Raw genomic sequence first — 24,496 nt, forward strand, 5'->3', positions numbered from 1 at the left:
ATAGGTTCAAAATCTCGCAATGGTTGCGATGCGCAGCAAAGAGCTAAAATTAAAGCAAACCTCTTGACCGGAGCGAATTCCCTGTCCATGTCGGAGGGCCGGTATTCATGTTGCAGTGCGTGTTGCGCCTGCTTCTTCGCCGGATCGGCATCTTTTTTAGAGAATCATCATGAATGTTGTAGTGGTGGAATCGCCTGCCAAGGCAAAGACGATCAACAAGTATCTGGGTCCAGGATACAAAGTGCTCGCCTCTTTCGGCCATGTGCGCGATCTGCCTGCCAAGGACGGTTCCGTTCTTCCGGACCAGGATTTCGAAATGCTCTGGGAGGTGGACGGCGCCTCGTCCAAGCGGATCAAGGATATTGCCGACGCGGTAAAATCCTCCGATGCGCTGTTCCTGGCGACCGACCCCGATCGCGAAGGTGAAGCGATTTCCTGGCATGTTCTCGACCTTCTGAACAAGAAGCGGGTCATCAACGGCAAGCCGGTCAAGCGCGTCGTCTTCAACGCGATCACCAAGAAGGCCGTGCTCGACGCCATGGCCGATCCGCGCGATATCGACGTGCCGCTGGTCGATGCCTATCTGGCGCGCCGCGCGCTCGACTATCTCGTCGGCTTCAACCTGTCGCCGGTGCTGTGGCGCAAGCTGCCGGGCGCGCGTTCGGCCGGCCGCGTGCAGTCGGTCGCGCTGCGCCTCGTCTGCGATCGCGAATCCGAGATCGAGCGCTTCATCTCCGAAGAATACTGGAACCTTTCGGCGATCCTGAAGACGCCGCGCGGCGACGAGTTCGAGGCAAGGCTGGTTGCCGCCAACGGCAAGCGGCTGCAGCCGCGCGCGATCGGCAATGGCGAGGAAGCCGGCAAGCTGAAGACGCTCCTGGAAGGCGCGAGCTATGTCGTCGACAGCGTCGAGGCAAAGCCCGTCAAGCGCAATCCGGCCCCGCCCTTTACGACTTCCACTCTGCAGCAGGCCGCCTCCTCCAAGCTCGGCTTCTCGGCCTCGCGCACCATGCAGATTGCGCAGAAGCTTTACGAGGGCGTCGATATCGGCGGAGAGACCGTCGGCCTCATCACCTATATGCGTACGGACGGCGTGCAGATGGCGCCCGAAGCGATCGACGCGGCGCGGCGCGCCATCGGCGAACAGTTCGGCGATCGCTACCTGCCGGAAAAGGCGCGCTTCTATTCGACCAAGGCCAAGAACGCCCAGGAAGCGCATGAAGCGATCCGCCCGACCGACTTCAACCGCTCGCCCGACCGTGTGCGCAAGTTCCTGGATGCCGACCAGATCCGTCTCTACGACCTGATCTGGAAGCGCGGTATTGCCAGCCAGATGGCGTCGGCGGAAATCGAGCGCACGACAGCGGAGATCCTGGCCGACAATAACGGCCAGAAAGCCGGTCTGCGCGCTGTCGGTTCCGTGATCCGTTTCGACGGCTTCATCGCCGCCTATACCGACCAGAAGGAGGATGGCGAACAGAGCGACGACGCCGACGACGAGGATGGCCGCCTGCCGGAGATCAATGCGCGCGAAAACCTCGCCAAGCAGAAGATCAACTCCACGCAGCACTTTACCGAACCGCCGCCGCGTTACTCCGAAGCATCGCTCATCAAGAAGATGGAAGAGCTCGGCATCGGCCGTCCCTCCACCTATGCCGCGACGCTGGCGACGCTGCGCGACCGCGACTATGTGACGATCGACAAGCGCAAGCTCATTCCGCAGGCGAAGGGGCGTCTCGTCACGGCCTTCCTCGAGAGCTTCTTCACGAAGTATGTCGAGTACGACTTCACGGCCGATCTCGAAGAGAAGCTCGACCGGATCTCGGCCGGCGAACTGAACTGGAAGCAGGTGCTCCGCGACTTCTGGAAGGATTTCTTCTCGCAGATCGAAGATACCAAGGAGCTGCGCGTCACCAACGTTCTGGATTCGCTCAACGAAGCCCTGGCGCCGCTGGTCTTCCCGAAGCGCGAAGACGGCAGCGATCCGCGCATCTGCCAGGTCTGCGGCACCGGCAACCTGTCGCTGAAGCTCGGCAAGTACGGCGCCTTCGTCGGCTGCTCGAACTATCCGGAATGCAACTACACCCGCCAGCTCTCCTCCGAGAATGGCGGCGAGGCCGAAGGCGTTGCGCTGAACGAGCCGAAGAACCTCGGCACCGACCCGACCACGGGCGAGGAACTGACGCTGCGTTCGGGCCGTTTCGGACCCTATATCCAGCGCGGCGACGGCAAGGATGCCAAGCGCTCCTCGCTGCCCAAGGGCTGGAAGCCCGAGGATATCGACTACGAGAAGGCGATGGCGCTGATCTCGCTGCCGCGCGATATCGGCAAACATCCGGAAACCGGCAAGATGATCTCTTCCGGGCTCGGCCGCTACGGACCGTTCCTGCTGCATGACGGCACCTATGCCAATCTGGAAAGCATCGAAGACGTCTTTTCGGTCGGCCTCAACCGCGCCGTGACGCTGATTGCCGAAAAACAGAACAAGGCGCCGGGCGGGCGCAATCGCGGCACGCCGGCAGCCCTGAAGGAACTCGGCGATCATCCCGACGGCGGCGCGATCACCGTTCGCGACGGCCGCTACGGCCCCTATGTCAACTGGGGCAAGGTCAATGCGACGCTGCCGAAGGGCAAGGATCCGCAGGCCATCACCGTCGAGGAGGCGCTGGCGCTGATTGCGGAAAAGGCCGGCAAGGCCCCTGCCGCCAAGACCAAGGCCAGGACGGCCAAGCCGAAGGCTGCGGCCGCCGAAGCCAAGACGACGAAGACCGCCGCGAAGCCGAAGGCAACCAAGGCAAAGGCGCCGGCGAAAACGAAAAAGAGCTGAGAGTGGCGAAAGAACCGCGCGAGACTACGAGAGCCATGGGCAAGCGCCCGGGAAAATTCGGACGCGCGAGCAGGGAACCTGCGCCTGAGCCGCTGAACATCGTGCACGGCATCCTGCCGCCGCGCGAGGTCATCCTGCGGTTCATCGCCGATCATCCGCAGAAAGCCTCCAAGCGCGAGCTTGCCAAGGCCTTCGGGCTGAAGGGCGAAAGCCGTGTCGAGCTCAAGCACCTGCTGCAGGAGCTGGAGCAGGAAGGCATGCTGCAGAAGACCCGCAAGTCGCTGATCCGGCCGGGCGCCCTGCCGCCCGTCACCGTGCTCGACATCACCACGCGCGACAAGGACGGCGAACTGATCGGCCGCCCGGCCGAATGGCCCGAGGACCAGGGTGCCGCGCCGGCCGTCGCCATCCGCCAGCAGTCGCCGGCAGGCCGCCAGGGCAAGGGCAAATCGCCCGTTGCCGGCCTCGGCGACCGTATCCTCGCCAAGATATTCCCGGCCGTCGACCGCGGCGGGCCTGCCTACACGGCCCGCATCATCAAGGTGATCGACAAGCGGCGTGGCGCCACCATGGGCGTCTTCAAGGACGCACCGGGCGGCGCCGGACGCCTGCTGCCGATCGACCGGCGCGGCGAGGAAATGGTGATCGATCCCGATTACAAGGGCGATGCCAGGGACGGCGATCTCGTCGAAGTGGAAATTGCCCGCCTCGGCCGGTTCGGCCTGCCGCGCGCCAAGGTGCTTTCGGTCATCGGTTCCGTTGCTTCGGAAAAGGCGATCTCGATGATCGCCATCCACGCGCACGGCATTCCGCATGTCTTCCCGCCGGCGGTCGTCGCGGAGGCTGACGACGCCAAGCCTGCCACCATGTCGCACCGGGAGGACTGGCGCGACATGCCGCTGATCACCATCGACCCGGCCGATGCGAAGGACCATGACGACGCCGTCTATGCCGAGGACGATCCGTCGGAGGAGAATGCCGGCGGCGTCATCGTCACCGTCGCCATTGCCGACGTCTCCTGGTATGTGCGGCCGAATTCGCCGCTCGACCGTGAAGCCCTGAAGCGCGGCAACTCGGTCTATTTCCCCGACCGTGTCGTGCCAATGCTGCCCGAGCGCATCTCCAACGATCTCTGCTCGCTGAAGGAAGGCGTCGACCGCCCTGCCCTTGCGGTGCGCATGATCTTCTCGAAGGAGGGCCGCAAGATCGGCCACACCTTCCACCGCATCATGATGAAGAGCGCCGCCAAGCTCTCCTACCAGCAGGCGCAGGCGGCGATCGACGGCAAGCCGGACGACAAGACCGGGCCGATGCTGGAGCCGATCCTGAAGCCGCTGTGGCATGCTTACGAGACGATGAAGCGCGGTCGCGACCGGCGCCAGCCGCTCGAACTCGACATGCCCGAGCGCAAGATCCTGCTGAAGCCCGACGGTACCGTCGACCGGGTCTTCGTGCCGCCGCGTCTCGATGCGCACAAGCTGATCGAAGAAATGATGATCCAGGCGAATGTCGCGGCCGCCGAGACGCTGGAGAAGAAACGCCAGCCGCTGATCTACCGCATCCACGATACGCCGACGCTTGCCAAGCAGGAGGTGCTGCGCGAATTCCTTGCCACCCTCGGCATCTCGCTTGCCAAGGGCGGCAATATGCGCGCCAACAGCTTCAACGGCATTCTCGCCAAGGCAGACGGCACGCCGCACCAGACGATGGTCAACGAAATGGTGCTGCGCTCGCAGAGCCAGGCGATCTACAGCCCTGAGAATATCGGCCATTTCGGCCTGAACCTGATGAAATACGCGCATTTCACCTCGCCGATCCGCCGCTATGCCGATCTGATCGTGCATCGTGCGCTCGTCGGCTCGCTCGGTTTCGGCGAAGGCGGCATCACGCCGGACGAAGAGGCAACGCTCGACGATATCGCGGCCGAGATCTCCACGTTCGAGCGCCGCGCCATGGCCGCCGAGCGCGAGACGGTGGACCGCCTCATCGCCCACCACCTTGCCGGCCGCATCGGACAGGAATTCGAGGGGCGCGTTTCCGGCGTTACCAAATCCGGCCTGTTTATCCTCCTGCCGGACTATGGCGCGGACGGTTTCATCCCTATATCAACGCTCGGCACCGACTATTTCATCTATGACGAGGCGCATCAGGCGCTGACGGGTGAAAAGACCGGGCTCGGCTATCGTCTCGGCGACGATGTGACGGTGCGGCTGGCAGAGGCGATACCGCTTGCGGGCGCCCTGCGTTTCGAGATGCTGAGCGAGGGACGCAAGATGCCGACGGCGGTGCGCTCCTTCCACAAGGCGGGACGACGCGACGCGAGCCGCGCGCGCAAGAAGGTTGGAACAAGGCCGCCGCGCGGGCGGCGCTGAGGCAGTTCCGGCAAAAACGAGCAGCGTTTTTGCCGTAATTGCATGGAGTGACAGAGAGGAAGCCTTTCCGTATTTCCAGGGAAACATGGAAAGGCTTCATCTGCGGAAAGGAAAGGCCGATGAGCACACCGACAGACGAGGTCGTGCGCTACGGGGATACGCCCGATGCCGAGCGCCCGCTCGGGCGCTCGATCATGCGCGGCATGCTGAACCGCTGTCCCGCCTGCGGCAGCGGCAGGCTGTTTCGCGCTTTCCTCAAACCGGTCGATCACTGTGCGGCCTGCGGCGAAGCGATGTACCATCAACGCGCCGACGACCTGCCGCCCTATCTCGTCATTCTCGTGCTCGGCCACGTCGTCGTCGGCGGGTTCATGCTGACGGACATGGCTTTCGTGCTGCCGGTCTGGGTGCATCTCGCCATCTGGGCGCCGATCACCGTCATCACCGCGCTCGTCTCGATCCAGCCTATCAAGGGCGGGGTCATCGGCCTGCAATGGGCCTTGAAGATGCACGGTTTCGGCGGTCACGACGATGGACCCGACGATTACGAGACACCCGGCCGACAAGCTTGAGCACCTTCACCTTCCAGACATATTTCGCGTGTAGTGGCAGCGGCCAGAGCGCCATGGCCTGTAGCCGACTATCTGCAGAGGAACGATACGCTCATCATTTCTTGTACGGGGAAAGCTCACACTCAAAACATCGCCGGCGGACGCCGGAAATATTATGAAACCCTGCCCGTCACTTGGATTTGGCATGTCTATGTCTTTCTATGTGGCACCAGACGGACGATTCGTCCGCATACTTCTCTAAGGATGGATAAATGTCTCAGCCGAGGAACGGCACACCGGGCGATGTCGAGGAAATCCATTGGCCTTCTCTGGTGGCAGCCGTCTCTTCCATTTCCGCCGTCGGCATAGCGATCGGCCTGGGACTGCCTCTCCTTAGCATCATTCTCGAAAAACGCGGCATTTCCTCCACGCTCATCGGGCTCAACACCGCCATGGCCGGCATCGCGGCGATGGCCGCCGCGCCGATCACCACCAAGCTCGCGCATAAATACGGCGTGGCGCCGACCATGATGTGGGCGGTGCTGATCTCGGCGCTCAGCGCGCTCGGCTTTTATTATGCGCAGGACTTCTGGATGTGGTTCCCGTTGCGCTTCGCCTTCCACGGTGCGACGACCACACTCTTCATCCTCTCCGAATTCTGGATCAACGCCGCCTCGCCTCCGTCCAAGCGCGGATTCGTGCTCGGCATCTATGCCACGGTCCTGTCCATCGGCTTTGCTGCGGGACCGCTGATCTTCTCGTTGCTCGGCAGTGAGGGCATCCTGCCCTTCCTGGTCGGCGCCGGCGCGATCCTGCTTGCCGCCATCCCGATCTTCATCGCCCGCTACGAAAGCCCGGTTCTGGACGAGAAGCCCGAGTTGCATTTCATGCGCTACGTCTTCCTGGTGCCGACCGCAACGGCCGCCGTGTTCATCTTCGGCGCCGTGGAGGCCGGCGGCCTGTCGCTGTTTCCGATCTTTGCCGTTCGCGCCCACTTCACCGAATCGCAGGCCGCTCTGCTGCTCACCATGATGGGTGTCGGCAACGTCATCTTCCAGATTCCGCTTGGCCTGCTCTCCGACCGCATCAGGGACAAGCGCCCGCTCCTGGTCCTGATGGCGCTGACCGGTTTCGTCGGCACGATGATGTTGCCCGTTCTCGTCAACAACTGGCTTCTGATGGCCGGCATCCTGCTTTTCTGGGGCGGCTGCGTCTCCGGCCTCTATACGGTCGGACTGAGCCATCTCGGCTCGCGCCTGACAGGTTCCGACCTCGCGGCGGCCAATGCCGCCTTCGTTTTCTGTTATGCCGTCGGCACCGTCGCAGGCCCGCAGGTGATCGGCGCCGCCATCGACGTCGCCGGAAACAACGGTTTTGCCTGGGCAATTGCCTGTTTCTTCGGGCTTTATGCCCTGCTTGCCGGCATAAGACTGCTTTTCCTCGGAAAGCGGGCTTGACTTTTCGGGTCAGATTCGTAGTTTCGCGCCAGAATTTGCCGTGGAGCCTATCCGGCTTTCCACGGCTTTCATTTTCTTAAAGGCAGGACGACCATGGCCAAGGCTACCACTATCAAGATCAAGCTTCTGTCGACGGCCGACACCGGTTTCTTCTACGTCACGACGAAGAACAGCCGTACGATGACGGACAAGATGACGAAGACCAAGTACGACCCGATTGCCAAGAAGCATGTCGAGTTCAAGGAAACCAAGATCAAGTAATCAACTGATCCTGCGGTTTTTTAAAAAAGCGCGCGCCTTCGGGTTGCGCGCTTTTTGTTTGCAACGGGCCAGCCGGCGGTTCATGTTAGCGCAAACAAGAAAAACGCCGTCCTTCCTCTCTGGGAAGTGACGGCGTTTTTTTTCGAAAGGGGGTCGGCCAGCATGCAAAACGGCACGAGGAACCGTTTAAGATTGCGTACCAGCCGACCGACCCCACGACCCAGGAGATGCGGCGGACCTGAGCATCATGGGGTATCGACAGCTCCTCCTTGGGAGCGTTTTCTGTTCTGAGCCGATAATTTGCGCAAAAATGAAAGAAAATCAACAAATTCTTAATGGTAAAATTTCCGAGTATGATTCTATGGTTAAAAGTCCAGTTTTGGTACGTGTAAAGAAGCGCCCAATTCTCTTTTACCAAAAGGACAATATTTGAAGCCCCCAAGAATCTCTCGGCTATATTTGAGTAACATCACCATCCCCTTCCCTTAGGTAAGGTGCCGGCGTTACGTTTTTTGAAATACGATTTACCCAGCCACTCTCCTTACAGAGAAATTATAGTCCGCTCTTCTTGCGACATTCACGACCTCTAGTTTTTCAGGGGCTAGCGATACGTCCCATCGAAAGAAACGGGCTTTAAAGTCCATTTTTGGGCTATAGGGTTGAAAAAACGGCGCCTTCGTTGCAGCCGTCAACATTAAATATTCGTAAGGTTCGGCCACCATCGGTGGATAACCGATGGCGGCGCATTCCGGAACGCGTCGCTGTCAGGCCGCCGAAGCCACGACGCGGTTGCGCCCGGTATTCTTCGCCTCATAGAGCGCAAGGTCCGCCTGCTTCATCAGCTGGTCGGGCGTTATGACGGAGGCGATGCGCGAGGATATGCCGAACGAGGCGGTAATGTTCAGCGTCTCGCCCGACGATTTCAGCAGGAAGGGCGTGCTTTCGATTGCCGCGCGCAGGCGCTCGGCAACGGCTGCGGCGACCTCCGGCGAGGTGTCCGGCATGACGACGACAAATTCCTCGCCGCCGTAACGGCAGGCGAGATCGGCGCCACGGACGGTCGAGCGCACGCGGTTTGCGAATTCCTTCAGAATCTGGTCGCCGCCGTCATGGCCATAGGTGTCGTTGACCTGCTTGAACCGGTCGATATCGGTGATCAGAACCGAGAGCGGCCGGCCGCGGGCCATCGAACGGTTGAAGAGCACGTTGAGATGGCTGTCGAGGTAACGGCGGTTGTTGAGACCGGTCAGCGGATCGGTGACGGCAAGCTCGATCGTCTGCTTGACGCTGGCGCGCAGGCGGTCGTTGTAGCGCTTGCGGCGGATCTGCGTCAGGCTGCGGGCGACGAGCTCGTTCGGATCGACCGGGCGCACGATATAATCGTTGACGCCGAGATCGAGCGCGCGGATGACCATGTCGTCGGCCCCCTGCTCGGTGACGATCAGGATCGGCAGAAAACGGGTCCGTTCCAGCGAACGGAACTGCGAGCAGAGCCTGAGCGGATCGTATTCGTCGAAATTGGCGTTGACGATGACGAGTTCGAAGGCGTTCTCGGCGGCTTCGAAAAGTGCGGCCTGCGGATCGGAAATGGCGGTGACGTCGGCGACCGGTTTCAGCGTCTTGATGATGCGTTCCTGCGAATTGGCGCGACTGTCGACCAGCAATACCTGCCCGGCCTCGTCGGCGCGCCCGTCGCCGGTGCGCATCAGTTCGTCCATGCCCATCGTGTGGGCGGTTTCGGCGCGCATGCGCAGCTCGTCGCTCAGCGTCTTCAGGCGCAGCAGGCTCTTGACGCGCGAGATGAGCTGCAGGTCGTTGACGGGCTTCGTCAGGAAGTCGTCGGCACCGGCCTTCAGGCCGCGCACGCGGTCTGCCGGCTGGTCGAGCGCCGTCACCATGACGACGGGAATATGGGCGGTCTTCGGATTGGCCTTCAGCCGCTCGCAGACTTCGAAGCCGTCAATGCCGGGCATCATGATGTCGAGCAGGATGAGATCGACCTGGTTGCGGTCGCAGATCGCCAGCGCCTCATGGCCGTCGGCGGCGGTCAGCACGTCGAAATATTCGGCCAGCAGCCGCGCTTCGAGCAGCTTCACATTTGCCGGAATATCATCAACAACCAGTATTCGCGCCGTCATGAATCTTTTCCGATGCCCTAGGCGTCGCCCAGATAGGTCTTGATCGTCTCAATGAATTTCGGAACGGAGATCGGCTTGGAGACATAGGCCTCGCAACCGCCCTGCCGGATCCGTTCCTCGTCGCCCTTCATGGCAAAGGCGGTGACGGCGATGACCGGGATGACATGCAGGTCGTCGTCTTCCTTCAGCCACTTGGTGACTTCGAGGCCGGAAACTTCCGGAAGCTGAATATCCATAAGAATAAGATCGGGACGGTGTTTGCGCGCAAGATCAAGCGCTTCCATGCCGTTGCGGGTCTGGATCGTGGTATAGCCCGAGGCCTCGATGAGGTCGCGAAAGAGCTTCATGTTGAGCTCGTTATCTTCTACAATCATCACCTGTTTGGGCATGACCAGCTGTCCCTACGTCCGCTCTTGAAGCCAAATGTCCCATGATAAAGACATTAGCTGACAAATGGCTCCATGAAACCGATAGTGCAAGCTACCGGTATTTGGTTGAAGAAAAGGTAACTCGACCATCGCAATGCAAAGCAACTTCAAGACTTCGAAACAACTTGCGGCAGCAGCCGATCCGCAGGAAACGGCCATCGCCGTTCTCGGATGGCTGGCCAACGATGCGGATCTCTTCGGCCGCTTCCTGGTGCTGACCGGCGTCGAACCGCGGCAGGTGCGCAACGCCGTCAACGATCCTGCCTTTCTCGCCGGCATGCTGGATTTCCTCATGAACCACGAGCCGACGGCGATCGCCTTCTGCGAGGCGACGGGTACGACGCCGGAAGCGCTGACGGCGGCATGGCGCCACTTCTCCCCGCCCGGCCTCGATTCCGGGGAATATTGATCGTGAGCGACGGCAGCGAGCTCGACATTTCGCATATCCGCCTTGGCGACAGGCCGCTCATCGTCTGCGATGTCGACGACGTGGTGCTGCAATTCATCGATCCCTTTCAGCTGTACCTCAAAAGTCTCGGGCACGAATTTCTGCCGCGTTCCTTTCGCCTTCACGGTAACATCGTCTCGCTGGCGGACGGGCTTGCGCTGGAGGACCAGCATGTCAGCCGGCTGATCCTGGAATTCTTCGCGGCCCAGGAAAGCTGGCAGACGCCGATCGATCCGGTCGTTTCGACGCTCGAACGCCTGTCCGGCGATGCCGATATCCTGTTCCTCACCGCAATGCCGCCGCAGTTTTCCGCCCATCGCCGCCGCCTTCTCGACAGGATCGGCCTGGGCTTCCCGCTGCTTGCCAGCGAACAGCCGAAAGGGCCGATCGTCCACGCCCTGCATGGCGGCCGCGACCTTCCGGTCGTCTTCATCGACGATATGGCGCGCAACCTGCATTCCGTGAAGGAGCATGTGGCCGATTGCCTGCTCATCCATCTCGTGCCGGACTCCCCCGTTCACCGCTTCGCGCCGACCGCCGGCGCCGATATTGCGCGAGCAAGGGACTGGCTCCACGCCGCCGAGCTGATCGACCAGCATCTTGCGGCACACGCGATCAGCCGCGCAAATCCAGCCGCATGAGCGGCCGGCCGTCCTTGCGCCTTGCGATCGTCTCAAAACCGGCCGTATCGAAAATCGCCGTCGAACCGATGCAAAGCGTGACCGATTTCGATTGCTTCACATGGTCGATCGGACAGGCTTCCAGGAGCCGAGCGCCCTGGCTGCGGGCGTAGTCGACGGCGCCGCCGAGCAGTTTGTGGCTCAGGCCTTTTCCGCGCAGCTTCGGCAACAGGAAGAAACAGCTGACGGCCCAGATCCCGGGATCATGCGCATCGCCCTCCTCCAGCGGCCGCGAGACGGTTCGCGGCGAGTTGAACTGCGGCACGTCATGGCGCGGCCCCACCTGCACCCAGGCGACAGGCTCGCCTTCGACATAAGAGAGAAGGCCCGGCGGCGGGCCGGCCGCAATGCGGCCCTGCATATGGGCCTTGCGCTCCGAGGGCTCCATCTTCGTGCGCACGGCATGGGGAAGGCGCAGCGCCACGCACCAGCAATTGTAGAAGGCGCCCTGCGGGCCGAACAGCTTTTCGAAGTCGCCCCAGCGTTCGGCCGTGACGGGTTCGAAACGAAGATCAATATCCACGGCCAAGCGCTCCTCCCTCTCTTGAGACTCGAAAGCTTAGGGCGTAATGTTGCGATGTTCAACCTTTGTTCCCGTCATGGCGCCTGCATCTGACAAGACACCCGGCTTCTGTCGCGACTGCCTTGCCGAGCAGAAGGGCGAGGCACGTCGCTGCCACGCCTGCGGCAGCCCACGCCTCGTGCGCCATCAAGAGCTCTACGAGCTGACGCTCGCGCATATCGATTGCGACGCCTTCTATGCCGCCGTGGAAAAACGCGACAATCCGGAGCTTGCCGACAAGCCCGTCATCATCGGCGGCGGCAAGCGCGGCGTCGTCTCCACGGCCTGTTATATCGCCCGCATTCACGGCGTGCGCTCGGCCATGCCGATGTTCAAGGCGCTGGAGGCCTGTCCGCAGGCGGTGGTCATCCGTCCCGACATGGAGAAATACGTCGCCGTCGGCCGGCAGGTCCGCGCGCTGATGCAGGAGCTGACGCCGCTGGTGCAGCCGCTCTCCATCGACGAAGCGTTCCTCGAACTCGGCGGCACCGAGCGGCTGCATCACGACCCGCCGGCCCGCACGCTGGCGAAATTCGCCCGCCGCGTCGAGAAGGAGATCGGCATTACCGTTTCGGTCGGCCTTTCCTATTGCAAGTTTCTCGCCAAGGTCGCCTCCGACCTGCAGAAGCCACGCGGCTTTTCCGTCATCGGACGCGAGGAGGCCGTGGCGTTTCTGGCGCCGCGTCCGGTGACGACGATCTGGGGCGTCGGCAAGGCTTTTGCCGCGACGCTCGAAGCAGACGGCATCCGCACGGTCGGCCAGCTGCAGCAGATGGAGGAGAACGACCTGATGCGCCGCTACGGCAGCATCGGCCAGCGGCTCTCCCGCCTGTCGCGCGGCATCGACGACCGCGAGGTGCATGCCAACGATCCCGCCAAGAGTGTTTCGGCCGAAACCACCTTCTTCGACGATATCTCGCGTTACGACGATCTCGTGCCGATCCTGCGCAACCTCTCGGAAAAGGTCTCGTGGCGGCTGAAGAAGAGCGGCATTGCCGGCCGGACCGTGGTGCTGAAGATGAAGACGGCCGATTTCAAGTCGCGCACCCGCAACCGGCGCCTCGAAGATCCGACACAACTGGCCGACAAGATCTTCCGCACGGGGCTCGATCTTCTGGAGAAGGAAACGGACGGCACGAAATTCCGCCTGATCGGCATCGGCGTCACCGATCTCGGCGATGCCGGCCGCGCCGACCCGCCCGATCTCATCGACCGGCAATCCGGCCGGCGCGCGGCGGCGGAAGCGGCCATGGACAAGCTGCGCGACAAGTTCGGCAAAGGCACGGTCGAAACCGGCTATACGTTCGGCGGCAAGGGCAACCGCTAGGCCGGAGCCATTTCCTTGAGCGCCGCCTCCCTGTTCTTCACGGCCTGCGCATAACCGGGCTCGATCGCGACGGCGTGATCGTAGCTTTCCACCGCCTCGTTCTGGCGCCCCAGCCGGCGAAGCACATTGCCGCGATTGTTGAAGGCGATGGCGTGGCCGGCGTCCAGGGCGATGGCCCGGTCATAGCTTCGCAGCGCCTCTTCGAAATTCGACAGAAGCGCAAGAATATTGCCCCGGTTGCAATAGGCCGAAGCGGAGGTCGGCTTTGCTTCGATCGCCCTGTCGACACAGGCTGCCGCACCGTGCAGGTCGCCCTTCTGCAACAGCAGCAGTGCCAGATGCTGCAGGGCATCGAAATGATCCGGCTTGAGCAAGATCACGTCGCGATAGCCGGCTTCGGCGGCATTGAGATCGCCGGCCCGATGGCGTTCGGCAGCGGCGCTGAAATGGGCTTCCGGATCGCCGGTCGGCTTCGGCCGCCTCGCCGCCTCTATTTTCGCCAGCAAGGCGCCGGCCTGCGCATGCGCATCGTCGGCGGCCAGGATCTGCCGGCAGCAGAGTTCGGCTGCGGCCAGGTTTTCGTTCCTGAAGAAATGCACCGCCTGGTGCATGGCGATGCCCAGCGACCGCGGATCGAGGCGATCGCCGATATTGCGGCCCGTCAGCGTGGAGATCTGCAGCTTCTCGACGACATGGTTTTCCGATCCGAAGAGATTCTTGTAGCTGTAATTGCCGGTGCCCATGTCGTAGATGCGGTAGCCGTTCTCGATCGCCCAGCGCAGATTGTAGCAATGGAGCATGAAGCCCGGGCTGATCGAACGGCGGAAAGTCAGATCGCGGCTTCCGAGGAAACACATTATCGACTTCCGGTAGGGATCCAGAAAGCTGATGAAGGTGGCGACCGGCTTGTCCCTGTGCCAGAGGATCGGCATGAAGACAGTGCCGTTCTCGATGCAGGCCGGCAGCATGTGGCGGCTGTTGTCGAGGATGAACTTGCCGTAGCGCGGCTGGCGCTCGCCCCACTGCACGTTCCACATCTCGTAGAAGATTTCGAGGTCGCGCTCCATCGTCTCCGGCGTGACATGCGTCATGCGCAGCTCGTTTTCCGGCGCGACGAGATCGCGCAGTGCCTTTCGCGCGTTGCGCCGCGTCTTGCCGCCCATGCGCTCGTTCAGGAAGGTTTCGAAATCCTCGCCGAGCGGCACATAGACATAGATGTCGTGATCGATGTTTTCGCCGTCGGCCGTGATATGCGGCCGGCGCGGGACCTTTCTTCTTGAGAATTCCGAGGCGGGAAAGGCGGCCTGAAAGGCCTTCAGCCTCTCCGCGGACATGTAGACATCGTCGAGATCAAAATGTTTCCAGTTGAAGGTCTGCAGGCAGCCGGCAAAGGCGCCGAGCGCGGCTTCGGCATCCTCGGGCCGTGTCAGAACGCCGTTATAGCCGGCATAGGGCGTGCCGCCGAGCCTGACGATATTGACGAGACCCTGCCATTCCTCGAACTCGACATGCAGCTGGATGGGCAGGAAAGCCACGTAGCGCTCGTCCCCCTCCTGCCGCTTGGCGGCGAGAACGAACCAGGACGCGCGCCGCTCCAGCCATCTGGCGATCCAATGCCAGGAGAGGAAGTAGTTTCCCTCCGGATCGGCGGCGTACACCTCGTTCCAATTATCCTTCAGGGCATGCAGATCATCGAACGCGGAAACAATATCGACATGCATTTCCAAGTCTCCCCCAAGACTCCTCCTAATTTAGATTTGCATAAAATTGAATATCCCACAATCTCGTGATCGCGACGCGCCGGCGTATTCAAGCCTTCGTTAAACTTCGCGTGCTTAACTCCGGTCGTTTTGTGCATGTGGTGTATTGCGTCATGTCTGTGCGTGTAAGCGTCCTCATCGGGTTGCTGTCGGCAACCGCTCTTGTCCATCCGGCTCTTGCCGCCGATGCGCGCACGCTGCAGATTTTCGTGTCCAAGGACAAACAATCGCTCGCCGTCTATGACGGTACGCAGGTCGTGGCGACGTCCAAAATCTCGAGCGGCAAGGACGGGCATACGACGCCGAGCGGCATCTTTTCCGTCATCGAAAAGCAACGATACCACGAATCCAACATCTATTCGAATGCGCCGATGCCCTTCATGCAGCGGCTGACCTGGTCCGGCATCGCGCTGCACGAATCCAATTCCGTGCCGCGCTACCCGGCCTCGCACGGCTGTGTGCGCATGCCCGGCGCCTTTGCCAAATCGCTCTACAACATGACCGAGATGGGCGTGCCGGTCATCATTACAGACAGCGAGCTGACGCCCGAGCCGATCGACCACCCGGCCCTCTTCCGCCCCGACCGGCCGGAGCCGGCGCCGCTGCTCTCGGACGTGGAGTTGCGGCCCGCCATCGGCGACGCCAGGACCCCGGTGCAGGTGGCGATGAACGAGACGACGGCTGCGCTGCCGATGCCGCAGATCCAGCTGCAGGCGCCCGCCGCAGAGGCCGCGCCGATCAGCATGCTGATTACGCGCCGCACGCTGCGCGAAAACGTCATCGATATCCAGACAATGCTGAACCGTCTCGGCTTTGCCGCCGGCGAGCCCGACGGGCTGGCCGGCCCTGCCACCGTTCAGGCCATCAATGCCTTCAAGGCGCTGCGGCCAACGGAATTTGCCCGCGACAAGAGCCTGATCAGCGACACTCTCCTCAGGGAAGTTTACGCTGCGGCAGGCAAAGGCGAACCGCCGAACGGCGTCATCATGGTGCGGCGGGATTTCAAGCCGCTTTTCGAGGCACCCGTTACCATTGCCGATCCGGGCCTTGCTCTCGGCACGCATTTCTTCTCGCTGCATGCTGTCGACGCGGCGGCCGGCACGGCGGACTGGCTGGGCGTGACGCTGGAAAACAATCTGTCGCGTGAAACGGCCAAACGGCTCGGCATCACCAGCCAGGAAAGCTCCATCATCAGCGGCCGTCCGATCGCCCGAGCGCTCAGCCGCATCTCGATGTCGGACGAAACCCGCCACCGGATCGATGCGCTGCTTGCGCCCGGCACGACCTTGACGATATCGGATACGGGGCTCGGTTCCGAGACCGGCGAAGGCACGGAATTCATCACGATTACCCGCGAGAGCTGAGGCCTACCAGAGCTTCTCGCTGGCACGTTCGTCGTAAATTCGGCGGGCGGCGATGATCTTTGCCTGGTTCGTCTCGGTCCAGACCACGAGCGCCTTGATCGTGTCGTGCAGCGTGCAGCCGAGCTCCGTTAGAGCGTAATCGACCCTTGGCGGCACCACCGGATAGACTTTCCGTTCGATCAGGCCGTCACGCTCCAGCTGGCGCAATGTCGTCGTCAGCATGCGCTGGCTGATGCCGTCGATGCTCTTGCGCAATTCGGTAAAACGCAAGGTGCGCTTTTCGAGCAGGGCGATGACGAGCAGCGACCATTTGTCGGCGATGCGATCCAGGATCTGGCGTACCTCGCAGTCCTCCCGCGCATCCCACTGGTGGATGTCGTAGTCACGATCGGTGCTGCAGCAGTCACTCGGTGAGTTTGAAGTGCCTTCTTCCATGGGATCGAACCATGCCTTATGTCAGCCTTGGTTACAATAGGGAACCGAGGATCAGTATGTAACCATTCTCGCTCTTCCCTGCTTCACGAACAAGGAATCGATGATGTCTGCAAGTCCTCCTCTGGCCGCCGATAGCGGGAAAATGAGCGGCCGTGCCGCCGGCATGCTTGCCGTCCTGTGCGGCGCGATCTTCCTCGAAGGCATCGACGCCGCCATGCTCAATATCGCCCTGCCCTCGATCCGCGCCGAACTTGCGCTTTCGACCACGACGCTCAGCGCCGTGGTGTCGGCCTATGTGCTTGCCTATGCCGGGCTGATGCTGCTCGGCGGGCGCGTCGCCGATATGTACGGCAAGCGCAAGGTCTTCCTGACGGCGCTGACCGTCTTCCTGCTGTTTTCCGGTCTCGGCGGCTTTGCGACCGAGGGCTGGATGCTGCTGACGGCCCGCTTCGTCACGGGTGCTGCGGCCGCCTTCATGACGCCCGCCGGCCTCGCGCTCATCAACGGCAGCTTTCCCGAGGGGGCGCAGCGCAACAGGGCGGTGCTGATCTACGCCGGCACGGCCTCGGCCGGCTTTTCGCTCGGCCTCGTGATCGGCGGGCTTCTTTCCGCTGTCGGCTGGCGCTGGGTGTTCTTCGCGCCGGTCATCTTCTCGGCCGTCCTGCTCGTTGCCGGCATGAAGCTGATCGTGGAAACCCGGCAAGAGGCAGCCCCGCGCCAGAGGTTCGACATGGCCGGCGCGCTGACCCTGACCGGCGCCATGTTATCTGCCGCCTATGCCCTGACCCGGCTGGAGCATGCAGGCGACGACCTGAACCGGACGATCGCGGCGGCGGGGGCAAGCGCGCTGCTCTGGCTTGCCTTCATCCTCATCGAGCGCAATTCGCGGGCGCCGCTGGTGCGGCTCGGCATCTTCCGGTCTGGCGCGCTGGTGCAATCCAACCTCGCAGCGATGCTCTTTACCGGCGCTTTCTTCGGCTTCCAGTTCATCGTTTCGCTCTATCTGCAGGAACTGCTCGGCTGGTCTTCCTTCCAGACCAGCCTTGCCCTGATCGTCATCGGCATGGACGCCATTCTGGCGCCGCTGCTGACACCCATGCTCGTGGAGCGTTTCGGCAACAGGCGCGTGGTGCTTGGCGGCTTTGCCTTTGCCGTCGCCGGCTACGCGCTCTTCCTCGGCATGGGTCTCGACTGGACCTATGCGGCGATGCTGCCGTCGACGATCCTGCTCGGCCTTGCCTTCTCGCTCGGCTACGGCCCACTGACGATCATCGCGACCGATGGCATTGCCGAAGGCGAGCAGGGACTGGCGAGCGGGCTGGTGAATACCTCGTTCCAGTTCGGCGCGGCCCTCGGCCTCTCCGCCGTCAGTGCCGTCGGCACGTTTGTCCTCGGCGACGGCGAAAGCCCGTCCGAACGGCTGGAGGCATTGCGCGCCGCGCTTCTCGTGCCGGTCGGGGCGACGCTGGTCGGCATGGTCATCATGGGCATGGGCCGGGGGCGCTGCGCGGATACATCCTGCCGCCTGCAGGCCGGCTGAAAGGAGGGCAACCGGCACCCTGCCGGTTGCCGTTTCCGTCAGACGAGTTCGACGTCGACGACGCCGGGTGCCGCCCGCAAGGCAGCGGCGATCTCCGGCGTGATGCGGTACTTGTCCTGCAACACCACCTCGACCTCGCGCTTGCCCTCCTCCTTGATGACGATGAAGGAGACGAGACCGTCGCCCTTGGCGTTCAGATGCGCGGCGACGGCGCGCAACGGGCCGGAATCGCGCACGTAGACGCGCAGCGCCTTCTGCATCTGCAGCGATTTTTCCTCCAGCGACTGGATTGTCTGCAGACGCAGGCTGACACCTTCCGGCCGCTCTTCGCCGGTGGCGGTGATGACGAAGGATTTGCCGGGCTCCAGCACGTCGCGATACTGGTTCAGCATTTCCGAGAAGAGCACGGCTTCATACTGACCGGAGGAATCCGAAAAGACGATGATGCCCATCTTGTTGCCGGTGCGCGTCTTGCGCTCCTGCTTGGAAATCACCGTGCCCGCCAGTCGCCCGTTGGCGGCCCCCTGCTTCACGGCGGCTGAGAACTCCTGGAAGGTCTGGACGCGCATCTTCTGGAGGATGTTGTTGTAGCTGTCGAGCGGATGGGCCGTCAGATAGAAGCCCAGCACCTGGAATTCCTTGAGCAACCGCTCGGAGGCGAGCCAGGGCGAAAACGGCGGCAGGGCGATCTTTTCCGGCCCCGAGGACAGCGCGCCGCCGAAAATATCCGACTGGCCGCTCAGCTTGTTTTCCTGGGCGCGCTGCGCATAACCGAGCACGCGGTCGAGGCCGGCAGAAAGCTGGGCGCGATCCAGCTTGAAGCAATCGAAAGCGCCGGCATAGATCAGGCTTTCCAAGACACGGCGGTTCACCTGGCGCGGATCGATGCGCAGGCAGAAATCCTCGATGCTGGCAAAGGGCTTGTCGCCGCGCATTTCGACGATGTGATCAACCGCGGATTCGCCGACGCCCTTGATTGCCGCCAGCGCGTAATAGATGCGGTTGTCGCCGGTCTCGAAATGGCGGAACGAGGTCTGGACAGAGGGCGCGATGACCTCGATGCCGAGACGCTTGGCATCCTGGCGGAAGTCGTTGACCTTTTCGGTATTCGACATATCGAGCGTCATCGACGCGGCCAGGAACTCGACCGGGTAATGCGCCTTCATATAGGCCGTCTGGTAGGAGACGATGGCGTAGGCGGCGGCGTGCGACTTGTTGAAGCCGTAGTTAGCGAACTTCGCCAGCAGTTCGAAAATGTTGTCGGCCTGCGGCTTGGAGACGCCGTTCTTGACCGCGCCGTCAACGAAACGTTCGCGCTGCTGGTCCATTTCGGCCTTGATCTTCTTACCCATGGCGCGGCGCAGAAGATCGGCTTCGCCGAGCGAATAGCCCGACAGGACCTGGGCGATCTGCATCACCTGTTCCTGGTAGACGATAACGCCCTGCGTTTCCTTGAGAAGATGGTCGATCATCGGATGGATCGATTCCAGCTCTTCGTCGCCATGCTTGCGGGCATTGTAGGTCGGGATGTTCTCCATCGGACCGGGGCGATAGAGGGCGACCAGCGCGATAATGTCTTCGATGCAGTCCGGTTTCATGCCGATCAGCGCCTTGCGCATGCCGGCACTTTCAACCTGGAACACGCCGACGGTTTCGCCGCGCGACAGCATCTCGTAGGTCTTCTTGTCATCGAGCGGGATCTTGGCGAGATCCACCTCGATGCCGCGCTTCTTGCAGAAATCGACGGCGACCTTCAGCACGGTCAGGGTCTTCAGGCCGAGGAAGTCGAACTTGACGAGGCCGGCCTGCTCCACCCACTTCATGTTGAACTGCGTGACCGGCATGTCGGAGCGCGGATCGCGGTACATCGGCACGAGCTTCGACAGCGGGCGGTCGCCGATCACGATGCCGGCGGCGTGGGTCGAGGCGTGGCGATAGAGGCCTTCGATCTTCTGGGCAATGTCGAGCAGCCGGGCGACGACGGGCTCCTTGGCCGCTTCTTCCTGCAGCTTCGGTTCTTCCTCGATCGCCTTCGACAGCGGCGTCGGGTTTGCCGGGTTGTTCGGCACCAGCTTGCAGATCTTGTCGACCTGGCCATAGGGCATTTCCAGCACGCGGCCGACATCGCGCAATGCGGCGCGCGCCTGCAGCGAACCGAAGGTGATGATCTGCGCCACCTGCTCGCGCCCATATTTGCGCTGCACGTAGCGGATCACCTCTTCGCGGCGGTCCTGGCAGAAGTCGATATCGAAGTCGGGCATCGAGACGCGTTCCGGATTGAGGAAGCGTTCGAAGAGCAGCGAGAAGCGCAGCGGATCGACGTCGGTAATCGTCAGCGCATAGGCGACCAGCGAGCCGGCGCCCGAGCCGCGGCCGGGACCGACCGGGATGTCGTGCTGCTTGGCCCATTTGATGAAGTCCGAAACGATCAGGAAGTAGCCGGGGAACTTCATGCGCTCGATAACGCTGAGTTCGAATTCCAGCCGTTCGCGATAGTCCTTCTCCTCGTAGCCAGCCGACATGCCAAGCGTCGCCAGGCGCATGTCCAGCCCCTCCTGCGCCTGCCGGCGAAGCTCTAGCGCCTCGGCGCGTTCTGCCTCTTCCGGATCGGCGGTGGCGCCGGTGAAGCGCGGCAGGATCGGTTTGCGCGTCTTCAGCACGAAGGAGCAGCGCCTTGCGATCTCGACCGTATTGTCCAGCGCCTCCGGCAGATCGGCGAAGAGCTTTTCCATCTCGGCACGGCTTTTCAGGTAGTGATCCGGCGAGAGACGGAAGCGGCTGTCATCGGAAACGATGGCGTTGTGAGCGACCGCCATCAGCGCGTCATGCGCGTCGTAATCGTCGCGCGTCGGGAAGAAGGCCTCGTTGGTCGCGACCAGCGGCAGGTCGTGCTTGTAAGCAAGGCCGATGACCTTCTGTTCATGGCGCCTGTCGTAAGTCCCGTGCCGCTGCAGCTCGACATAGAGCCGATCGCCGAAGATGCGCTTCAACGTCAGCAGCCGCGTCTCCGCCGGGCCGGCATGGCCGTCCTTCAGCGGCATGTCGACCGGGCCTGTCGCGGCGCCGGTGAGCGCGATCAGCCCATCCGTGCCGATCTCCTCCAGCCAGGAGGAGCGGATATGGACGGTCGAGTTGCCTTCGCCGCTGAGATAGGCGCGGCTGACAAGGTCGACCAGCCGCTCGTAGCCAGCATCGGTCGCCGACAGAAGCACGATGGAAGGCAGCTTGACGAGCGCCTGCTGACCACCCCGCCGTTCGGTTTCGAGACCGTCTTCCATGTCGATCGACACCTGGCAGCCGATGATCGGCTGCAGGCCCTCGTCCATCGCCTTCTGGGAAAATTCCAGGGCGACGAAGAGATTGTTGGTATCGGTGATGGCGATCGCCGGCTGGCTGTCGCCGGAGGCCTTGTAGAGGATCTTCTTGAGAGGCAATGCGCCTTCGAGCAGCGAATAGGCGGAATGAACCCTCAGATGAACGAAGCCCGGCTTTCCGCCGATCGCACCCTGTTCCGCATCCGCCATGACATGCCCTTCCAACCGCCTCAATGAAGAGCGCGCATTGTCGGCATTGAAGGCGATTCTGTCCAGAAAAAGTCCCGCTTCAGGACCGCATGGCAGCCATGCGGTCCCCCGAATTCTTACATTGCCATGACGATCAGCGAGAAGCTGGCGATGAACATTGCGATGGAGGTGAATGCTGCGATATCACGGATCATGTCAGTCATTTGGCTCTCCTTTGCTCTTATGTTTTTAATTTGTTCCATGTATGTTCTGTTGTCAACAGGATTCCCTCCCGCTTCCGCGGGACATGGTTAACGTCGGAGCAGAGAGACGATGGACGTTCTGGAACTCAATGGCTTCATAGTCGAAGCCAAATCGCAGACCTATGTCGCCGGCGCCAAGGCGCAGCCTTCCTATCGGATCGGTGCCCATGACCTCGGCTACAAGCGCGGCATCTGGCGCTATCTCGACAGCTATTTCGGCGGCACGGATTTTGCCGGTCAGGAAGTCGTGTGGCTGGAGGAAAAGCCGGTCTGGGCCATGAACTATTTCGGGCGGATCATCGAGCCCGACATCATCGATGCGACGGTCGCCGGCAGCATCATCCGCGCCGCCCTGTCACAGCTCTACAGGCAGGGCCGCTTCCTCGGCGGCATGGTCTTCGATCACACGCTCGGCCACTATGTCGATACGAGCGAAGGCGATTGCACGCATTTTCGCGGGCACGAATTCATCGAGGTGGGTGGCCGGAAGGCTTACGAGCTCGATTATCGCGGCGGCCTGATCGTCGCCTGAAGATCAGAAATCCACGACCTTGCCGTCGGAGATCGTCACGCGCCGGTCCATGCGCCGGGCAAGCTCGTGATTGTGGGTGGCGATCAGCGCGGCGAGGCCGGACTGGCGCACCAGCGCTTCGAGCGCGTCGAAGACGTAGTTGGCGGTTTCGGGGTCGAGATTGCCGGTCGGCTCGTCGGCCAGAAGCAGGCTCGGCGCATTGGCAACGGCACGGGCGATAGCCACACGCTGCTGCTCGCCGCCGGAAAGCTCCGCCGGCCGGTGCGTGCCGCGATGGCCGATGCGCATATAGTCCAGAAGCATCTTTGCCCGCTCGCTCGCCTCTTTCCACGAGAGGCCGGCGATGAGCTGCGGCATCATGATGTTTTCCTGCGCGGAGAATTCCGGCAGCAGGTGGTGGAACTGATAGACGAAACCGATCTCGCTGCGGCGGATCGCCGTGCGCTTCTCGTCGGAGAGGCCGTCACAGGGGCGGCCGTTGACCGTCACCTCGCCGCCATCGGGATGTTCCAGCAGGCCCGCGACATGCAAAAGCGTCGATTTGCCCGTGCCGGACGGCGCCACCAGCGCCACCATCTCGCCGCTCGTCAGCGAAAAATCCGCGCCCTTGAGGATGGTCAGCAGCGTTTCGCCCTGTCCGTAGTGGCGCTCGACGCCCGAGAGCTTGAGAACGACGTTGCGTTTCATGAATGCGGCATTCCTTGGATTGGGCCTTGAACGTGGCCTGTGGCACGGCCTTATTCGTAACGAAGGGCCTGGACGGGGTCGAGGCGGGAGGCGCGCCAGGCCGGAAAGATCGTTGCGATGAAGGAGAGCGTCAGCGCCATGACGACGACGGAGACCGTTTCGCTGATATCCATTTCCGCCGGCAGCTGGCTCAGGAAATAGAGCTGCGGATCGAAGAGCACCGTGCCCGATACCCAGGAGAAGAACTGGCGGATGGATTCGATGTTGATGCAGACGACGACGCCGAGCAGCACACCGGCGATCGTGCCGACAATGCCGATCGCAGCCCCGGTCATGAAGAAGATGCGCATGATGGCGCCGGAACTGGCGCCCATCGTGCGCAGGATGGCGATGTCGCTGCCCTTGTCCTTCACCAGCATGATGAGGCCGGAAATGATGTTGAGCGCGGCGACGAGCACGATCAGCGTCAGGATCATGAACATCACGTTGCGCTCCACCTGCAGGGCGGAGAAGAAGGTCTGGTTGCGCTGGCGCCAGTCGGTGATGGCGATCTGCCGGCCGGCCGCCTCCTCCACCTTGGGCCTCAGATTGTCGATGTCGTCGGGGTTGTTGACGAAGAGCTCGATCGACTGCACCAGCCCGTCCGCATTGAAATAGAGCTGCGATTCCTCGAGCGGCATGTAGATGATCGAGGCGTCGTATTCCGACATGCCGATCTCGAAAAGGCCTGATATCTTGTAGGACTTGATGCGCGGATTGACGCCCATCGGCGTCACGTCACCTTCCGGTGACGTCAGCGTGATCAGGTCGCCGACGCGCAGGCCGAGCTGGTCTGCCATGCGGCTGCCGACCAGGACGCCGTCGCCCGCGGCAAAGCCCACCATGTCGCCCGACTTGATATTGTCGGAGACGGTCTTGAGCTTGCTGAGGTCTTCAGCCCGCGTGCCGCGCACCAGCGCGCCCGTGCTGCCGCCCGTCTGCGAGGACGCGAGAACCTGGCCTTCCACCAGAGGCAGCGCCATCTTGATACCGGGCACGGCCTCGAATTTCTTCACCAGGTCGGCATAATCGGTAAAGGGGCCGTCGACCGGCTGGATGATCATGTGGCCGTTGATGCCGAGGATGCGGGAGACGAGCTCGGTGCGGAACCCGTTCATCACCGCCATGACGATGATCAGCGTCGCAACGCCGAGCATGATGCCGACGAAGGAGAAGCCGGCAATGACCGAGATGAAGGCCTCCTTGCGGCGGGCGCGCAGATAGCGCCACGCCACCAGGCGTTCGAAGGTGGAAAATGGCTTGCCAGCCGGACCCAAGCCGGATTTGGAACTCCGGTCCACTGCTGCCTCTGCCATTTCGCC

General features: G+C 62.2%; 19 protein-coding genes. 11 read left to right on the plus strand and 8 right to left on the minus strand.

What is annotated here, in order from left to right; all coding sequences use genetic code 11:
- Positions 1–169 precede the first annotated feature (169 nt).
- The 5 genes from topA (at position 170) to rpmG (ending at position 7,468) form a co-directional block, all read left to right on the plus strand.
- Complete coding sequence (gene topA / locus ACU8HS_RS01655) at positions 170–2,827, plus strand: type I DNA topoisomerase (protein ID WP_447015293.1); 2,658 nt, start codon at positions 170–172, stop codon at positions 2,825–2,827.
- A 2-nt stretch (positions 2,828–2,829) separates the two neighbouring features.
- On the plus strand, positions 2,830–5,199 hold the full coding sequence (gene rnr, locus ACU8HS_RS01660) for a ribonuclease R (RefSeq protein WP_447015294.1): 2,370 nt from the start codon (positions 2,830–2,832) through the stop codon (positions 5,197–5,199).
- 119 nt (positions 5,200–5,318) lie between these two features.
- Positions 5,319–5,771: a DUF983 domain-containing protein gene (locus ACU8HS_RS01665; RefSeq protein WP_112566353.1), complete on the plus strand. Its 453-nt coding sequence runs from the start codon at positions 5,319–5,321 to the stop codon at positions 5,769–5,771.
- A 251-nt stretch (positions 5,772–6,022) separates the two neighbouring features.
- The gene (locus tag ACU8HS_RS01670) at positions 6,023–7,207 is read left to right on the plus strand and encodes an MFS transporter (RefSeq protein WP_112566350.1); all 1,185 of its coding nucleotides are present in this window, start codon (positions 6,023–6,025) and stop codon (positions 7,205–7,207) included.
- 93 nt (positions 7,208–7,300) lie between these two features.
- A complete protein-coding gene (rpmG, locus tag ACU8HS_RS01675; protein WP_003587245.1) occupies positions 7,301–7,468 on the plus strand; it encodes a 50S ribosomal protein L33 in 168 nt (55 codons plus the stop codon).
- Between the two features lie 764 nt (positions 7,469–8,232).
- On the opposite strand, the gene ACU8HS_RS01680 is transcribed toward rpmG, so the two are convergent.
- Both ACU8HS_RS01680 and ACU8HS_RS01685 read right to left on the minus strand, forming a co-directional pair.
- A complete protein-coding gene (locus ACU8HS_RS01680; RefSeq protein ID WP_112566347.1) occupies positions 8,233–9,606 on the minus strand; it encodes a PleD family two-component system response regulator in 1,374 nt (457 codons plus the stop codon).
- A 17-nt stretch (positions 9,607–9,623) separates the two neighbouring features.
- Positions 9,624–9,995, minus strand: coding sequence for a response regulator (locus ACU8HS_RS01685; RefSeq protein ID WP_028754034.1), 372 nt, complete (start codon positions 9,993–9,995; stop codon positions 9,624–9,626).
- Positions 9,996–10,128: 133 nt separating this feature from the next.
- Here ACU8HS_RS01685 and ACU8HS_RS01690 point away from each other — a divergent pair, with 133 nt between their 5' ends.
- Together ACU8HS_RS01690 and ACU8HS_RS01695 are read left to right on the plus strand one after the other, a co-directional pair.
- A complete protein-coding gene (locus tag ACU8HS_RS01690) occupies positions 10,129–10,443 on the plus strand; it encodes a DUF3572 domain-containing protein (protein ID WP_113412386.1) in 315 nt (104 codons plus the stop codon).
- A complete protein-coding gene (locus tag ACU8HS_RS01695) occupies positions 10,398–11,123 on the plus strand; it encodes a hypothetical protein (RefSeq protein ID WP_447015295.1) in 726 nt (241 codons plus the stop codon). Before ACU8HS_RS01690 ends, ACU8HS_RS01695 begins: the two co-directional genes overlap by 46 nt.
- Here the strand turns inward: ACU8HS_RS01695 and ACU8HS_RS01700 are convergent.
- Positions 11,098–11,685 carry a GNAT family N-acetyltransferase gene (locus ACU8HS_RS01700; protein WP_112702981.1) on the minus strand — a complete coding sequence of 196 codons (588 nt, stop codon included), beginning with the start codon at positions 11,683–11,685 and terminating at the stop codon, positions 11,098–11,100. The genes ACU8HS_RS01695 and ACU8HS_RS01700 overlap by 26 nt on opposite strands.
- Positions 11,686–11,761: 76 nt before the next feature.
- Between ACU8HS_RS01700 and ACU8HS_RS01705 the strand changes: the two genes are divergently transcribed.
- On the plus strand, positions 11,762–13,051 hold the full coding sequence (locus ACU8HS_RS01705) for a DNA polymerase IV (protein WP_113412387.1): 1,290 nt from the start codon (positions 11,762–11,764) through the stop codon (positions 13,049–13,051).
- Here ACU8HS_RS01705 and ACU8HS_RS01710 read toward each other — a convergent pair.
- The gene (locus ACU8HS_RS01710) at positions 13,048–14,772 is read right to left on the minus strand and encodes a GNAT family N-acetyltransferase (protein WP_113498272.1); all 1,725 of its coding nucleotides are present in this window, start codon (positions 14,770–14,772) and stop codon (positions 13,048–13,050) included. The genes ACU8HS_RS01705 and ACU8HS_RS01710 overlap by 4 nt on opposite strands.
- Positions 14,773–14,924: 152 nt before the next feature.
- On the opposite strand from ACU8HS_RS01710, the gene ACU8HS_RS01715 reads away from it, so the two are divergent.
- The gene (locus ACU8HS_RS01715; RefSeq protein WP_377310380.1) at positions 14,925–16,175 is read left to right on the plus strand and encodes a L,D-transpeptidase family protein; all 1,251 of its coding nucleotides are present in this window, start codon (positions 14,925–14,927) and stop codon (positions 16,173–16,175) included.
- Positions 16,176–16,178: 3 nt separating this feature from the next.
- Here ACU8HS_RS01715 and ACU8HS_RS01720 read toward each other — a convergent pair whose 3' ends face one another.
- Positions 16,179–16,610, minus strand: coding sequence for a winged helix-turn-helix transcriptional regulator (locus ACU8HS_RS01720; RefSeq protein WP_112566333.1), 432 nt, complete (start codon positions 16,608–16,610; stop codon positions 16,179–16,181).
- 142 nt (positions 16,611–16,752) lie between these two features.
- On the opposite strand from ACU8HS_RS01720, the gene ACU8HS_RS01725 reads away from it, so the two are divergent.
- Positions 16,753–18,150, plus strand: coding sequence for an MFS transporter (locus ACU8HS_RS01725; protein WP_447015296.1), 1,398 nt, complete (start codon positions 16,753–16,755; stop codon positions 18,148–18,150).
- Positions 18,151–18,188: 38 nt separating this feature from the next.
- Here ACU8HS_RS01725 and dnaE read toward each other — a convergent pair whose 3' ends face one another.
- Positions 18,189–21,674, minus strand: coding sequence for a DNA polymerase III subunit alpha (dnaE, locus tag ACU8HS_RS01730; protein ID WP_112754555.1), 3,486 nt, complete (start codon positions 21,672–21,674; stop codon positions 18,189–18,191).
- Between the two features lie 312 nt (positions 21,675–21,986).
- On the opposite strand from dnaE, the gene ACU8HS_RS01735 reads away from it, so the two are divergent.
- On the plus strand, positions 21,987–22,448 hold the full coding sequence (locus ACU8HS_RS01735) for a DUF5680 domain-containing protein (RefSeq protein ID WP_112754548.1): 462 nt from the start codon (positions 21,987–21,989) through the stop codon (positions 22,446–22,448).
- 3 nt (positions 22,449–22,451) lie between these two features.
- Here ACU8HS_RS01735 and ACU8HS_RS01740 read toward each other — a convergent pair whose 3' ends face one another.
- Positions 22,452–23,135, minus strand: coding sequence for an ABC transporter ATP-binding protein (locus tag ACU8HS_RS01740; protein ID WP_112566324.1), 684 nt, complete (start codon positions 23,133–23,135; stop codon positions 22,452–22,454).
- Between the two features lie 50 nt (positions 23,136–23,185).
- Positions 23,186–24,490 carry a lipoprotein-releasing ABC transporter permease subunit gene (locus ACU8HS_RS01745; protein ID WP_112566321.1) on the minus strand — a complete coding sequence of 435 codons (1,305 nt, stop codon included), beginning with the start codon at positions 24,488–24,490 and terminating at the stop codon, positions 23,186–23,188.
- Positions 24,491–24,496: the final 6 nt, after the last annotated feature.

It is taken from the genome of Rhizobium sp. KDH_Rht_773_N (assembly GCF_052946295.1).